Raw genomic sequence first — 13,642 nt, 5'->3', positions numbered from 1 at the left:
GCGGCGTCAACGCCTGCCCTGCAGCAGTCCACTCAGCTCGCCGGCGGGGTCGTGGACCTCGGGTCCGTGCGCGAAGAGCCACCTCCCGGCGGTGAGTGATTCGAGCCGCCGCAGGGATTTTTCGGCCTCTTCGGCGTCAGCTGTGAACACCTTCGGCGCCCGTCGCATGGTGCCCCCGACGGTCGCGACGGCGTCGCCGACGAAGAGGATGCCGTCGTCGTGCAGCAGGCTGATGTGCCCCGGCGTATGGCCCGGAGTTGCCAGCACCTGGAGATCCCGGACCCGGTCGCCGTCATTCAACGGCTGCACCGCGGCGCCGGCGGCAATGGCAGCGCAATCCGCCGCGCCCGCCCAGACCCGCGCAGTGGGGCACTCCTCGAGCACCTCGCCGAGGCCGCCCGTATGGTCCGGGTGGGAGTGGGTGAGCACAACGTCTGAAATATCGCTCCAAGCAGCACCAAGTCTGGCAAGGGCCGCCACTATCGGCCCTGCGCTTCCCTGCGGACCCGCATCGACCAACAGAAGCCCCTTGGCATGCGGGACCAGGAAGCAACGCACGTCGACGGCTATCGCATCCGGCCCCGCCAAGCCGGCCGGAAGGTGCAGCTCCTGCACAATCGGTTCGACGGTCGTCCCGGCGTTGCCCATGGCGCACCTCTCCCTGTGGGTCAGGTCTTCACTATCGGCGGACCGGGCTTCCCCCGTCAAGGGCTGCCGGCCTCCCCTGTGCGACCCCGTGACCGCGTGGCCCGACCGTCCGGCCCGCCCTGGCCCCCAGACCCCGCCCCCCCCCCCCCCCCGTCACTCCCCCGTGCTGCCGTCGATCTGTTCCCGGAGGAAGTCGGCGTGGCCGTTGTGGCGGGCATACTCCTCGATCATGTGCACCAGCACCCAGCGGAGCGAGATCGGACCGCGCCGCCGGTCGGTGCCGGTAAAGCCAAGGTCCGGCGTCGAGGCGACAAACGAGTCCGCAAAGTCCACGGCCTCGCGCCAGGCCTGCCACCCCTCCGCCACGCCCGCGGCCGTGGGCTCTGCGCCGTCGAAGTCGCCGTCAGGGTCGGCGGCAGAATGAAACCGTGCCGGGACATCCTCGCCAGCCAGCACCTGCTGGAACCAATACTGCTCGACGTCGGCCAGGTGCCGCACCAGGCCCAGGAGCGAGAGGGTGGACGGGGGAACGGCAGCAAGGGCCAGCTCATCGGGGGTCAGGCCGGCACACTTCAGCTCCAGGGTCTGGCGCTGCCAGGTCAGGAAACCGGTGAGGGTGGTGCGCTCATCGGCGTGCTGTAAGGGCTCGGTCCGGGGGTCCACTTCCGCGTCTGCTGTCATGGGCGCCAGTCTACGGCCGGCCCTTCAGAACCCCCGGTACATGGTCCGCTGCGGCCCCGCGTCGCCGCCGAGGTACTGCCCGCGGTCTTCGAAGCCGCCCTTGCGGTAGGCGGCCTGCCCGGCCGGGTTTGCCTCGTTGACGGAGAGTACGACGCCGCGCTGGTCACCGCCCAGCGTGGCGGTCAGCCGGGCCGCTTCCCGGACGGCCGCCACCGCGGCCGCGGTGCCGAATCCCTGCCCCTGTTGCCGGTGGTCCACGAGGAAGCCGCGCAGCAGCCAGGCGGATCCGTCATCGGCCCACCCTGCGGCGCGCCCGGCACCGGACTGCAGGGTCACGACGCCGACGGCCGAGCCGTTGGAGTCCATGACGTAGGGGTGGCGGCTCTCCTCTTCCAGGCCCAGGAGCATCATCCGCAACGGGTCTCCGACAAACCGGCGTTGGCCTGCCCCAAGCTCAAGGCCGGCGACCTCGCCGAGCTTGATGGCGCGGGCGTCGTCGTCGAGGTTCTTCAGGGCGATCAGCCACACGTGTCCTGCCATCACACCAGCTTAACCGCGTCCGGGCCGCCCCTTGGGGACGGCCCGGACAGCAGGAACAGCGCCTACAGGACCTTGGAGAGGAACTCCCGGGTCCGCTCCTGCTGCGGGTTGCCGAAGAGTTCCTCCGGTCCGCCCTGCTCGCAGATGACGCCGTCGGCCATAAACAGGACCCGGTCGGCCACTTCGCGGGCGAAGCCCATCTCGTGGGTGACCAGCACCATCGTCATACCCTCGCGTGCGAGGTCCTTGATGACCTGCAGGACCTCGCCCACCATCTCCGGGTCCAGCGCCGAGGTGGCTTCGTCGAACAACATAATGTCCGGGTTCATGGCCAGGGCCCGGGCGATCGCCACGCGCTGTTTCTGGCCGCCGGAGAGCGACGCCGGGCGGGCGTCGGCCTTCTCCGCGAGCCCGACGCGGTCCAGGAGCTTCAGGGCATTCTCGCGGGCCTGGTCCTTACTCTGCTTCCTCGATTCCACGGGTGCCAGCATGATGTTCTCGATGACGGACATGTGCGGGAACAGGTTGAAGTGCTGGAAGACCATACCGATGTGCCGGCGGACCTCGTTGATGTCCACCTTCGGATCGGTGACATCGAAGCCGTCCACCGTGACGTGGCCGCCGGTGATGTCCTCCAGCTTGTTCAGGCAGCGCAGGAACGTGGACTTGCCGGAGCCCGAGGGACCGATCACACACACCACCTCACCTTCGGCCACTTCGGCGTTGATGCCTTTGAGGACCTCGTTGGAACCGAAGGACTTCTTCAGCTCCCGGACCGAGATCTTGCTGGGTGCAGTGACTGCCGTGCTCATTTGTTGAACCTCTTATCCGCGACGTTGGCCAGCTTGGTCAGCAGCATGATGACAACGAAGTACATCACCGCGACGATCAGCAGGGTTTCGGTGATCCTGAAGTTGCCGGCGTAGATCTGCTGGCCCTGGTAGAGCAGTTCGGCGAAGCCGATTGCGAGCAGCAGCGAACTGTCCTTCAGCATGATGATCAGCTGGTTGATCAGCGAAGGTGTCATGATCTTAAAGGCCTGCGGGACCACCACTTTCTGCATGGACTTCGCGTAGCCCAGGCCCAGGCTGCGGCTGGCTTCAAGCTGGCCCGGGTCCACCGACTGGATGGAGCCGCGGACGATCTCCGTGATGTAAGCGCCGGAGTTGAGGCTGAGCGTGAGCACGGCGGCCACCCAAACGTCGATGGGCTGGCCGGTGAGCTGCGGGATGCCGAAGTAGAAGAAGAACGCCCAGACCAGCAGCGGGGTCCCCCGGAAAACGCTGACGAAGGTGGTGGCGATCCCGCGCAGGATGACGCTGGTGGAGATCTTGAAGAACCCCATAAACAGGCCGATCAGCATGGCCAGGGCGAAGGAAATCGCGGTGACCAGGACGGTGTTGCCGAGGCCCTTCATCAGCGCAGGGAAGCTGTTGGCCAGCAGGTCCCAGAAGCTCGTCTGGGCGGCCTGGGTGGGGTCCTTGAGGTACTTGTCCAGGATTTCCTGGTACTTGCCGCTGGACTTGAGGTCTGCCAGGCCGGTGTTGAAGGCCTTCAGCAGTTCCGGGTTCTTGCCCTTGTTGACCGCAAAGCCGTAGGAGCCGCCTTTCTCCTTCTCGGAGACGGCCTTGAGGCCGTTGTTCTGGCTGATGCCGTAGGCCAGCACCGGGTAGTCATCGAAGACGGCGACGGCGTTCCCGGACTTCACGAGTTCGTACATGGTGGCGGACTGGTCCAGGGACTTGACCGTGAAGCCGTACTTGTCCGCGATCGACTTGGCGAAGGTTTCCCCCTCGCTGCCGGTCTTCGCGGCGACGGTTTTGCCTCGAAGGTCCTCGTAGCCCTTGATGTCCGAGTTGGACTTGGAGACCGCCATCTGCACGCCCGACTCGAAGTACGGGTCGGAGAAGTCGTAAGTCTGCCGGCGGGGTTCGGTGATGGACATCCCGGCGATCACGCCATCCACCTGGTTGGAGGAGAGCGCCTGGAGCGCGGCGTTGAAGCCGACGGATTTGATCTCGACGGCGAAGCCCTGGTTCTTGGCGATCTCACGGATGATGTCCATGTCGATGCCGGTCAGTTCACCGCCGGCATCCCGGAACTCGAAGGGCGCGAACGTGGTGTCCGTACCGATGACGAACGTCTTTCCGGCAAGGCTCGACGGCGGCGCCGCCGGCTGGGCGCCGTTGGCCTGCCGGTGCGCTGCGGTGGCGGCCGGTGGCGCGTCCGCGGGCGCCGCTGCGGCACCTGACGCTCCGAGAAGCATTGCGGCAAAGGCCAGCAACGCTCCAATGACCGTGACCGTCCGCGGCCTGGCGGTCCCGGTCTGCTGGAGTCTGGGCAAGGTAAACAACCCCTAGGTAAAGTGTGGCGGCCGGCCTCCGTGGCCGGCAAAGTACCCCTCGAGGCTACCCTCAATCGCCACGGCGTTCCTGCCCGCGGCGCCTGTTACGGCCGCCCCCGCACCCTACTGCCCGTAAAAGACCCGCTCGAAGACGGCCCGGGCCCGCCGGCTGAGGCGCAGGTAATCCTCTTCGAGCTCGGCCGCGTTGCCGTGCCCGTAGCCGCACCAGCGGGCGACGGCTTCCAGGTCCCGGCGGGAGGACGGCAGCAGGTCCGAGGCGCGGCCGGTCCAGATGACGTTGGCCGAACGGATCCGGCTCGCCAGCCGCCAGGCGCGCAGCAGCAGGACCACTTCCCCGGCCTCCAGGAGTTCCAGGGCGGCGGCGGCCTCGAGGGCCTGGACGGTGGAGGTGGTGCGCAGTTCCGGGTGCCGGCCGGCGTGCCGGAGCTGCAGGAGCTGGGCCAGCCATTCGACGTCGCTCAGGCCGCCGCGGCCAAGCTTCAGGTGCCGGGCCGGGTCCGCGCCGCGGGGCAGCCGCTCGGACTCCACCCTGGCTTTGACCCGCCTGACTTCACGGACGTCCTGGTCCGAGACGGCATCCGGGTAGCGGATGGGGTCGATCAGCGCCACGAAGTCCGCGGCGAGTTCGTCGTCGCCGGCCATGGGCCGTGCCCGCAGCAGCGCCTGGGCCTCCCAGATCAGCGACCAGCGCCGGTAGTACTCGGCGTAGGACTCCAGCGACCGGACCATCGGCCCGCTCTTGCCTTCCGGGCGGAGGTCCGCGTCGACCATCAGCACCCGTTCGGCCAGGATGGCAGGCTTGAGCGGCTGGGTCAGCAGGCTGGAGAGCTTGCCGACAATCTTGGCGGCCTGCTGCTGCGCCTCGTCCTCCGGGACGCCGGGCAGGCCGCGGTGGACGTACATCACGTCGGCATCAGAGCCGTAGCCGATCTCGCGGCCGCCCTGGCGTCCCATGGCCACCACAAGGACCCTGGTCTTGAGCGGTTCTTCGGCGGTGACGATCGTCTCGGCGACGCGGAGGGCGCCCAGCACGGCGGCACGGTCGGCGTCGGCCAGCGCAGCTCCCACCTGGTCCTGGTCGAGCAGCCCGGCGCTGTCCGCGATGGCGATCCGGAGGATCTCACGGCGGCGGATCAGCCGGATGAGCCGCATGGCGCTCTCCGGGTCTGAGTGCCGCGACATTTTGGAGGTGATCTCCAGCCATTGGGCTTCGTAGCTGAGCGGGACCAGGTCCTTGTCCGAGCCGAGCCAGGCCACCGACTCCGGCGAGACCTCCAGCAGGTCGGAGATGAGCCGGGAGTTCGCGAGCACATGGCACAGCCGCTCGGCAGCCGCCGTCGAATCCCGCAGCAGCCCAAGGTACCAGTGGGTGGTACCGAGCGCCTCGCTGACGCGGCGGAACGCCAGCAGGCCACCGTCCGGGTCGACGCCGTCGGCGAGCCATCCGAGCAGAATCGGCAGCAGCTGGCGCTGCAGGGCCGCGCGCCGGCTGACCCCTCCGGTCAGCGCCTCGATGTGCCGCATGGCACCGGGCGGGTCGAGGTAGCCAAGGGCGGCGAGCCGGCCCTGGGCGGCCTCCGGGGTGAGTTTGGCGTCCTCAGTGCTGAGCGCCGCGGCGGTGTTCAGCAGCGGGCGGTAGAAGATGCGCTCATGCAGTTCACGGACCGATCGTTTGGTCTGGCGCCACGCCTTGAGCAGGGAGTCCGGGTGCGGGCGTTCGTTGGAGAAGGGGCCCAGCACGGCCTTGGCGAGGGAACGCAGTGAGGCTTCCTTGACCGGCATCAGGTGGGTGCGGCGGAGCTGGAACAGCTGGATCCGGTGTTCCAGGAGCCGGAGGTAGCGGTAGTCGCGGTCGAATTCCTTGGCGTCGGCGCGGCCGATGTAGCCGCCCGCGGACAGCGCGGCGATGGCTGCGGTGGTGTCGCGGCAGCGCAGGGTTTCGTCGGACTTTCCGTGCACGAGCTGGAGCAGCTGCACTGTGAACTCCACGTCCCGCAGGCCGCCGCGGCCCAGTTTGATCTGCCGCTGTTCCTCTTCAGCGGGAATGTGGTCGGTGACCCGGCGGCGCATCGACCGGACCGATTCGACGAACCCCTCGCGGCCCGCGGACGACCAGATCAGCGGCCCGACGGCGGCCTCGTAGCGGGCGCCGAGCCCGGCGTCGCCGGCGATAGTGCGGGCCTTCAGGAGCGCCTGGAACTCCCAGCTCTCCGCCCAGCGAGCGTAGTAGGTTTCGTGCGAGGCGAGGGTGCGGACCAGGGGCCCGGACTTGCCCTCGGGCCGAAGGTTGGCGTCCACTTCCCACAGCCCGGGCTCGCGGCTGGTGGACATAATCGCGCGCGAAATCCCGGAGGCCAGGGCCGTGCCGATGGTGTTCGCCGTGGAGTCGTCGAGGGCGCCGGGATCGATGACGTAGATGACGTCGACGTCGGAGATGTAGTTCAGTTCCCGCGCACCGCACTTGCCCATACCGATCACGGCCAGTCCGACGTCGGCCACGTCTGCGGCGCTGAACTGTTCGGCCGCTTCGGCGCGGGACACAGCCAGTGCGGCTTCGATCGCCGCGCCGGCGAGGTCGGCGAGTTCGGCGCCCACGGCGGGCATAAAGTCCAGCGGGTCGGCGGCGCAGAGGTCCTTGACGGCCAACTCCACGAGTCCCCGGCGGTAGGCCGTGCGGAGGGCGGCGTAGCCTTCCTGGCCGGTCAGGGACGCGACGGGCCGGGCGGCCTTGGGATCGGCCCGGACAGACTGCAGGAGCCGGGTGCGCAGGGCGGCCGCGTCCGCGGGCTGCGGCTCGGGACTCACGGTGGTGTCGAACGCGTCCAAATGTTCGGGGTGGCGGATCAGGAATTCGCCGAGGGCCTCGGACGCGCCGAGCACCCGGTACAGCGGCTCGCTGCGGTCCAGTTCGGCCGCCGCCAGCCGGCGAAGGTCCGGGTGTTTCTCGATCAGCCGGACCAGGGATTGCAGGGCCGTGTCCGGGTTGGCGGCCAGCTGCAGCCCGGCGAACAGGGCGTCCTGGTCCACGCCGTCCAGTTCCGGGGCGGCCAGGAACCGCTCGCCCTTCTCCAGGTCGCTAAACCCTGCGGCGATGAGGCGCCGTGCCAGACTCACCGCAGCGGCCTAAAGGATGGCCAGGTTGCGCTGCAGTTCGTAGGGCGTCACCTGGAGCCGGTAGTCCTGCCACTCGGCGCGCTTGTTGCGCAGGAAGTGCTCGAAGACCTGTTCGCCCAGGATCTGCGGCATGAGCTCGGAGTCCTCCATGGTGCGGATGGCGTCGTGCAGGCTGGCCGGCAGCGGGTCGTGGCCCATCGCGCGGCGTTCGGCCGAACTCAGCGACCAGATGTCGTCCTCGGCCGCGGCCGGCAGCTGGTAGCCCTCCTCGATGCCCTTCAGCCCCGCGCCGAGCAGTACGGCGTAGGCGAGGTAGGGGTTGGCGGCGGAATCGATGCCGCGGTATTCGATCCGCGCGGACTGGCCCTTGCCGGGCTTGTACAGCGGGACCCGGACAAGGGCGGAGCGGTTGTTGTGGCCCCAGCTGAGGTAGCTGGGTGCCTCTCCCCCGCCCCAGAGGCGCTTGTACGAGTTGACGAACTGGTTGGTCACCGCGGTGAACTCCGGGGCGTGCTTCAGGATGCCGGCGATGAACTGCCTGGCCGTTTCGGAGAGCTGGAATTCCGCGCCGGCTTCGTAAAACGCGTTGGTGTCGCCCTCGAAGAGCGAGAAGTGGGTGTGCATGCCGGAGCCGGGGTGGGCGGTGAACGGCTTAGGCATAAAGGTGGCGTAGGTCCCCTGCTGCAGCGCGACCTCTTTGATCACGGTGCGGAAGGTCATGATGTTGTCCGCGGTCTGCAGGGCGTCCGCGTAGCGCAGGTCGATCTCGTTCTGCCCGGGACCGGCCTCGTGGTGGCTGAATTCCACCGAGATGCCAACGGATTCGAGCATGGTGACGGCGGTGCGGCGGAAGTCCTGGGCCACGCCGCCGGGTACGTGGTCGAAGTAGCCTCCCTCGTCCACGGGGACCGGTGCGCCGTCGGGGCCCGGCTGCTGGGACTTGAGCAGGTAGAACTCGATTTCGGGGTGCGTGTAGCAGGTGAAGCCCATGTCCGCGGCCTTCGCCAGGTTCCGCTTGAGGACGTTGCGCGGGTCAGCGGCGGACGGTTCGCCGTCGGGGGTCAGGATGTCGCAGAACATACGGGACGTTGCTTCCGTCTCGCCGCGCCACGGCAGGATCTGGAAGGTCGAGGGGTCAGGCTGCGCCAGCATGTCCGATTCGAACACCCGGGCCAGTCCCTCAATCGAGGAGCCGTCGAAACCGAGGCCCTCCTCGAAGGCGCCTTCGACCTCGGCCGGCGCCAGTGCCACGGACTTGAGCGAGCCTACGACGTCGGTGAACCACAGGCGCACAAATCGCACGTCGCGCTCTTCGATCGTCCGCAGGACAAACTCTTGCTGGCGGTCCATGGTGCCTCTTTCCGGGTCTACGTCCGTGCCCCGGACCCGCCCCGACTACTCGTCTCGGCTGGCGCCCGCAGCTGCTCTCGAATCACTCTACTAAGCATTCCCGGCGTTTGCTGGACTAGCGCCCCGGCGTAACACACCGTTAACACAAGGCCCCGCCAGGCGGTCCGGCCGGTGCCCCTGCTGACCCTTCCGGCGGCCCGGTTTGTGACGGGTTTCACCGGGCCCCTGGTGGCCTCCGGTAGCTAGGACCCCGGGTATCGCACTACGCTCGTGGCATGGCCCCCAGCAGCAGCCCCGAATCCAATGTGCCCGCCGAACTCGCCGCCCCGTACGGGAACGGCCCCGCCGCGGCGGCTCCCGCACCGGACGGCGGCGGAGGCCAGGACAGCGGCGCCAAAGCCGGCGCTACGAAGCCGGCGGCCCGGATCCGCACCCACCACCTGCGCCAGGCGAAGCTCAACGGCGATCGCTTCGCCATGCTGACGGCCTACGACCAGTACACGGCCGAGATCTTCGACCAGGCCGGCATCGAGGTGCTGCTGGTGGGCGATTCGGCGTCCAACAACGTCTTCGGCAACGAGACCAGCCTCCCGGTCACCGTCGACGAGCTGCTCCCGCTGTGCCGCGCCGTGGCCCGTTCCTCCCGGCGCGCCCTGGTGGTGGCGGACCTGCCGTTCGGCAGCTACGAGGTTTCAGCCGAACAGGCGGTGGCCACAGGAGTCCGCTTCCTGAAGGAGGGGCTCGCGCACGCCGTCAAGATCGAAGGCGGAAAGTTCTACGCCGGGACGGTCCGGGCCATGGTCCAGGCCGGGATCCCGGTGATGGCGCACATCGGTTTCACGCCGCAAAGCGAACACGCCCTCGGCGGCTACAGGGTCCAGGGCCGGGGCGACGACGCCCAGCGGCTGATCGACGACGCCGTCGCGCTGGCGGACGCCGGGGCGTTCTGCGTGCTGATGGAAATGGTGCCGGCACCGACGGCGGCTGCCGTGGACGCCGCCGTCGAGGTACCCACCATCGGCATTGGGGCCGGAAGCGCGACCACCGGCCAGGTGCTTGTCTGGCAGGATATGGCCGGGCTGCGCGGCGGGAAGATGGCCAAGTTCGTGAAGCAGTACGCTGATCTGCGGACCACGCTCTCCGACGCCGCCAAGGCCTACGGCGACGACGTCCGTTCGGGCCAGTTCCCCGGCCCGGAGCACTCCTTCTAGCGTGCGCCCCGGACCGGGGTCCCCTGTGATACCGGCGGGCTACGCGTCGTTGGCGGCGCCGTCGTCGACTTTGATGGCGGACACCTCAAATTCCAGCGTGATCTTGTCCGACACCAGCACGCCGCCGGAGTCCAGGGCGGTGTTCCATTTCAGGCCAAAGTCCTGGCGGTCAATGCGGCGCGAACCCTCAAATCCGGCCCGGAGATTGCCCATGGGGTCCTTCTCGACGCCGATGAAGTCCAGCGGGATCGAAATTTCCTTGGTCACGCCGCGGATGGTCACCTCGCCGCTGACGATGAAGTGCCCCTCGTCGACCTGGTCCACCCGGCTGCTCTTAAACACGATGGTGGGGAACTGCGGGGCGTCGAAGAAGTCGTTGGTCCGCAGGTGCTGATCACGGTCGGCATTACGGGTGTCGATGCTGGCCACCTGGACGGTGAGCTCGACTGCCGAGCGGTCCGGGTGTTCCGGATCCACGGTGATGAGGCCCTCGAAGTCGTTGAATGCTCCGCGCACCTTCGTCACCATTGCGTGCCGGGTGGAAAAGCCAATCCGGGTGTGGGTGGGGTCGAACCGCCACTTACCCGCATATTCCGGCATAAGGTCGGCCATGATGTGCCTCCTAGTGGGACCTGCCGTCCCGGTATTCGGATGTGGGTGGAAATTCCTGCGAACGGATTTCCGGCTGAAGCTTAGTCGTCGTCGCCCTTTTCCCAGGCGTCATTGCGGGCCTTGACCTTCTCGAGGGCATGTTCGGCTTCTTCGCGGGTCTTGTAAGGGCCGATCAGCTGGCTCCAGTCGGACATCGCGTCTTCCTCGATCTCGTGGGTGTTGACGTTGTACCAATACTCGGGCATTGGATCTCCTTCTGCGTAGGTGCTTTCCGGCCCCTCTTTTCCGGCCTGTGGCCGGGGGCTTATAGAATCAATCTATGCCTTCCCTCACCTCGACTGCACCCATTGGCACCCTCGTCCCGGGAACAGTCAGTCCCCAGCTTGCCGTGCCGGCTTCCATTGCGCGCCCCGAATACGTGGGTAAGCCCGCCCCGGCCAAGTTCACGGGCTCAGAGGTCAAGTCAGCCGAGACCGTGGAGAAGATCCGCATCGCGTCCCGGATCGCTGCCCAGGCCATTGTGGAGGTGGGCAAACACATCGCCCCGGGCGTCACGACGGACCAGTTGGACCGGGTGGGCCACGAGTTCCTGCTCGACCACAAGGCGTACCCGTCCACGCTGGGCTACCGGGGCTTTCCGAAGTCCCTGTGCTCCTCGCTGAATGAGGTCATCTGCCACGGCATTCCGGACAGCACCGTGGTTCAGGACGGGGACATCCTCAACATCGACATCACGGCCTTCATCGGCGGAGTGCACGGCGACACCAACTTCACGTTCCTCGTCGGCGACGTCGACGAGGAGTCCCGCCAGCTGGTCGAGCGCACTGAGGAATCACTGCGCCGGGCCATCCGCGCCGTGGCCCCGGGCCGGGAAATCAACGTGATCGGGCGGACCATCGAGTCCTACGCCAAGCGGTTCGGCTACGGCGTGGTCCGTGACTTCACCGGACACGGCGTGGGCGAGGCTTTCCACACCGGCCTGATCATCCCGCACTACGACGCCGCCCCGGCCTACAACACCGCGATGGAGGCCGGTATGGTGTTCACCATCGAGCCGATGCTGACCCTCGGCACCGTCGACTGGGACATGTGGGCCGACGACTGGACGGTGGTCACCCGCGACCGCAAGCGCACGGCGCAGTTCGAACACACGCTGCTGGTCACCGAGTCCGGCGCCGAGGTCCTGACCCTCCCCTGATCCACGCACCACCCCTTTAAGCCCACCCCTCCCCTGCCACGAACGGAATCCCATTGGCCAAGAAGGACGAGAAGTCGAAGAAGAACGCCCCGCTGATCGGCATCGACATCGGTGGCACCGGCATCAAGGGCGGCATCGTTGACCTCAAAAAGGGCAAGCTCGTCGGCGACCGGCTCCGCGTGCCCACCCCGCAGCCCTCCACCCCGGAGGCCGTCGCCGAGGTGGTGGCACAGGTGGTCAGCGAGCTGTCCAAGCGCTCCGGCGCCCCTGCCGCCGACACCCCAGTGGGCGTGACCTTCCCCGGCATCATCCAGCACGGTGTGGTCCACTCGACAGCGAACGTGGATAACTCCTGGCTGAACCTGGACATTGACGCCATGCTGACGGCGCGCCTGGGCCGCCCTGTCGAGGTCATCAACGACGCCGATGCCGCCGGCCTGGCCGAGGCCCGCTACGGCGCCGGTGAGGGCGTCCACGGCACGGTCCTGGTCATCACCCTGGGCACGGGCATCGGCTCAGCCTTCATCTTCAACGGCAAGCTTGTCCCGAACGCCGAGCTGGGCCACCTGGAAATCGACGGTTTCGACGCCGAGAGCAAGGCCTCCGCCGTCGCCCGTGAGCGGGACGGCCTGAGCTGGACCGAATACAGTGTGCTGCTGCAGCGCTACTTCTCCCACGTCGAGTTCCTTTTCTCCCCGGAACTGTTCATCGTGGGCGGCGGCATTTCCAAGCGGGCCGACGAATACCTGCCGCACATGTCGCTGCGGACGCCGATCGTCCCGGCGGAGCTGAAGAACGACGCCGGCATCGTGGGCGCCGCCATCGAGGTTGCGCTGACGCACAAGCTGGCTAAGTAGCCGGAAAAATTGGAGCCGGTGGTGGCCGCGGCTTCCCCTCCGCTGCCACCACCGGAACTTGGCTGAGCCTAGAGCGGGCTCTTTTGCGCGCTCTTGCCGTCGCGTCCCTTGGACTCGGCCTCACGGCGGAGCTGGGCGATGGCGGACTCAAAATCTTCCAGGGACTCAAACGCCTGGTAGACGCTCGCGAAGCGCAAGTACGCAACTTCGTCGAGGCGCTGCAAAGGGCTGAGGATTGCAAGGCCCACCTCGTGGGCGTCAATCTCGGCTGCGCCGGCGGCCCTGATGGTCTCTTCGACTTCCTGCGCCAGCATCGCGAGGTCGTCCTCGGTCACGGGACGGCCTTGGCAGGCTTTCCGCACACCGTTGATGACCTTGCTGCGGCTGAACGGCTCGCCAACGCCGGAGCGTTTGATCACGGTCAGGCTGGTGGTCTCCACAGTGGTGAACCGGCGTCCGCATTCGGGGCACTGACGGCGGCGGCGGATAGCCGAGCCGTCGTCGGCGATGCGGCTGTCCACCACACGGGAATCAGGGTTACGGCAGAACGGGCAATACACGTTGTTTCCTCCCCTGCCGCAACCTGGATCTCGGATCTGCCCGCGAGGCCCAAAGTAGTGGATTCCATGCGCGGCCGGCGCGCACTGCATGGCGCGTCCGGGATCAGTTTACGACTAGATATTGCTAAATAACAAGCCTGTAATTACTACATGTAGTGGTCTGGCGGGATAGTGGCCCTCTAGCTGCCCGCCGCGAAACGTGCGGTCACGGCCTCGCCGTGGGCGGGCAGGTCCTCGGCTCCCGAGAGGCTGACGATGTGGCCCCGGACTTCAGCGAGGGCGCTCTCGCTGTAGTTGATCACCTGGATGGCCCGCAGGAAGGTGGTCACGTTCAGCCCGGAGGAGAAGGCGGCCGTGCCGCTGGTGGGCAGCACGTGGTTGGACCCCGCGCAGTAGTCGCCCAGGCTCACCGGACTGTAGTCACCCACGAAGATGGCGCCGGCGTTGCGGATCCGGGCCGCCACACCGGCGGCGTCGGCGGTCATGATTTCGAGGTGCTCGGCAGC

At 67.5% G+C, this 13,642-nt stretch carries 14 protein-coding genes; 3 read left to right on the top strand and 11 right to left on the bottom strand.

Annotation, left to right across the window (positions count from 1 at the left end):
* Positions 1–6 precede the first annotated feature (6 nt).
* The 7 genes from AC1DBE_RS00070 to glnA all read right to left on the bottom strand — a co-directional run bounded on the left by AC1DBE_RS00070 (position 7) and on the right by glnA (position 8,698).
* Positions 7–648 carry an MBL fold metallo-hydrolase gene (locus tag AC1DBE_RS00070; RefSeq protein ID WP_476969248.1) on the bottom strand — a complete coding sequence of 214 codons (642 nt, stop codon included), beginning with the start codon at positions 646–648 and terminating at the stop codon, positions 7–9.
* A 153-nt stretch (positions 649–801) separates the two neighbouring features.
* Positions 802–1,329 (bottom strand): DinB family protein, encoded by a 528-nt coding sequence (locus AC1DBE_RS00065; protein ID WP_476969247.1) that lies wholly within the window; start codon positions 1,327–1,329, stop codon positions 802–804.
* A 24-nt stretch (positions 1,330–1,353) separates the two neighbouring features.
* The gene (locus AC1DBE_RS00060) at positions 1,354–1,869 is read right to left on the bottom strand and encodes a GNAT family N-acetyltransferase (protein WP_476969246.1); all 516 of its coding nucleotides are present in this window, start codon (positions 1,867–1,869) and stop codon (positions 1,354–1,356) included.
* 62 nt (positions 1,870–1,931) lie between these two features.
* Positions 1,932–2,681 (bottom strand): amino acid ABC transporter ATP-binding protein, encoded by a 750-nt coding sequence (locus AC1DBE_RS00055; protein ID WP_476969245.1) that lies wholly within the window; start codon positions 2,679–2,681, stop codon positions 1,932–1,934.
* On the bottom strand, positions 2,678–4,135 hold the full coding sequence (locus AC1DBE_RS00050) for an amino acid ABC transporter substrate-binding protein/permease (RefSeq protein ID WP_476969656.1): 1,458 nt from the start codon (positions 4,133–4,135) through the stop codon (positions 2,678–2,680). Before AC1DBE_RS00050 ends, AC1DBE_RS00055 begins: the two co-directional genes overlap by 4 nt.
* Before the next feature lie 201 nt (positions 4,136–4,336).
* The gene (locus AC1DBE_RS00045; RefSeq protein ID WP_476969244.1) at positions 4,337–7,348 is read right to left on the bottom strand and encodes a bifunctional [glutamine synthetase] adenylyltransferase/[glutamine synthetase]-adenylyl-L-tyrosine phosphorylase; all 3,012 of its coding nucleotides are present in this window, start codon (positions 7,346–7,348) and stop codon (positions 4,337–4,339) included.
* Positions 7,349–7,357: 9 nt separating this feature from the next.
* Complete coding sequence (gene glnA, locus AC1DBE_RS00040) at positions 7,358–8,698, bottom strand: type I glutamate--ammonia ligase (RefSeq protein ID WP_138769615.1); 1,341 nt, start codon at positions 8,696–8,698, stop codon at positions 7,358–7,360.
* Positions 8,699–8,973: 275 nt separating this feature from the next.
* Between glnA and panB the strand changes: the two genes are divergently transcribed.
* A complete protein-coding gene (gene panB, locus AC1DBE_RS00035) occupies positions 8,974–9,909 on the top strand; it encodes a 3-methyl-2-oxobutanoate hydroxymethyltransferase (protein ID WP_476969243.1) in 936 nt (311 codons plus the stop codon).
* Positions 9,910–9,948: 39 nt separating this feature from the next.
* Here the strand turns inward: panB and AC1DBE_RS00030 are convergent, their stop codons facing one another.
* A complete protein-coding gene (locus tag AC1DBE_RS00030; protein ID WP_476969242.1) occupies positions 9,949–10,521 on the bottom strand; it encodes a YceI family protein in 573 nt (190 codons plus the stop codon).
* Positions 10,522–10,601: 80 nt separating this feature from the next.
* Positions 10,602–10,766 carry an SPOR domain-containing protein gene (locus tag AC1DBE_RS00025; protein ID WP_476878710.1) on the bottom strand — a complete coding sequence of 55 codons (165 nt, stop codon included), beginning with the start codon at positions 10,764–10,766 and terminating at the stop codon, positions 10,602–10,604.
* A gap of 74 nt (positions 10,767–10,840) precedes the next feature.
* Between AC1DBE_RS00025 and map the strand changes: the two genes are divergently transcribed.
* Both map and ppgK read left to right on the top strand, forming a co-directional pair.
* A complete protein-coding gene (gene map / locus AC1DBE_RS00020) occupies positions 10,841–11,719 on the top strand; it encodes a type I methionyl aminopeptidase (protein ID WP_476969241.1) in 879 nt (292 codons plus the stop codon).
* A gap of 53 nt (positions 11,720–11,772) precedes the next feature.
* Positions 11,773–12,576: a polyphosphate--glucose phosphotransferase gene (gene ppgK, locus AC1DBE_RS00015; RefSeq protein WP_476878708.1), complete on the top strand. Its 804-nt coding sequence runs from the start codon at positions 11,773–11,775 to the stop codon at positions 12,574–12,576.
* Between the two features lie 68 nt (positions 12,577–12,644).
* On the opposite strand, the gene nrdR is transcribed toward ppgK, so the two are convergent.
* A complete protein-coding gene (gene nrdR, locus AC1DBE_RS00010) occupies positions 12,645–13,136 on the bottom strand; it encodes a transcriptional regulator NrdR (protein ID WP_476878707.1) in 492 nt (163 codons plus the stop codon).
* Positions 13,137–13,315: 179 nt separating this feature from the next.
* Positions 13,316–13,642 (bottom strand): histidinol dehydrogenase (locus tag AC1DBE_RS00005; protein WP_476969240.1); only part of this gene is annotated, 327 nt, incomplete at its 5' end.

Source organism: Arthrobacter sp. 10T416, from assembly GCF_056394165.1.
The sequence above is the reverse complement of the archived record's forward strand: the minus strand, read 5'-3'. Positions and strand labels throughout refer to the sequence as shown.

What these genes read in the sequence shown, in the direction of transcription:
- AC1DBE_RS00050 (WP_476969656.1), bottom strand. Translation starts at nt 4,135, where the DNA reads ATGCTTCTCGGAGCGTCAGGTGCCGCAGCGGCGCCCGCGGACGCGCCA.
- panB (WP_476969243.1), top strand. Translation starts at nt 8,974, where the DNA reads ATGGCCCCCAGCAGCAGCCCCGAATCCAATGTGCCCGCCGAACTCGCC.
- AC1DBE_RS00055 (WP_476969245.1), bottom strand. Translation starts at nt 2,681, where the DNA reads ATGAGCACGGCAGTCACTGCACCCAGCAAGATCTCGGTCCGGGAGCTG.
- AC1DBE_RS00070 (WP_476969248.1), bottom strand. Translation starts at nt 648, where the DNA reads ATGGGCAACGCCGGGACGACCGTCGAACCGATTGTGCAGGAGCTGCAC.
- glnA (WP_138769615.1), bottom strand. Translation starts at nt 8,698, where the DNA reads ATGGACCGCCAGCAAGAGTTTGTCCTGCGGACGATCGAAGAGCGCGAC.
- AC1DBE_RS00025 (WP_476878710.1), bottom strand. Translation starts at nt 10,766, where the DNA reads ATGCCCGAGTATTGGTACAACGTCAACACCCACGAGATCGAGGAAGAC.
- AC1DBE_RS00030 (WP_476969242.1), bottom strand. Translation starts at nt 10,521, where the DNA reads ATGGCCGACCTTATGCCGGAATATGCGGGTAAGTGGCGGTTCGACCCC.
- AC1DBE_RS00060 (WP_476969246.1), bottom strand. Translation starts at nt 1,869, where the DNA reads ATGGCAGGACACGTGTGGCTGATCGCCCTGAAGAACCTCGACGACGAC.
- map (WP_476969241.1), top strand. Translation starts at nt 10,841, where the DNA reads ATGCCTTCCCTCACCTCGACTGCACCCATTGGCACCCTCGTCCCGGGA.
- AC1DBE_RS00065 (WP_476969247.1), bottom strand. Translation starts at nt 1,329, where the DNA reads ATGACAGCAGACGCGGAAGTGGACCCCCGGACCGAGCCCTTACAGCAC.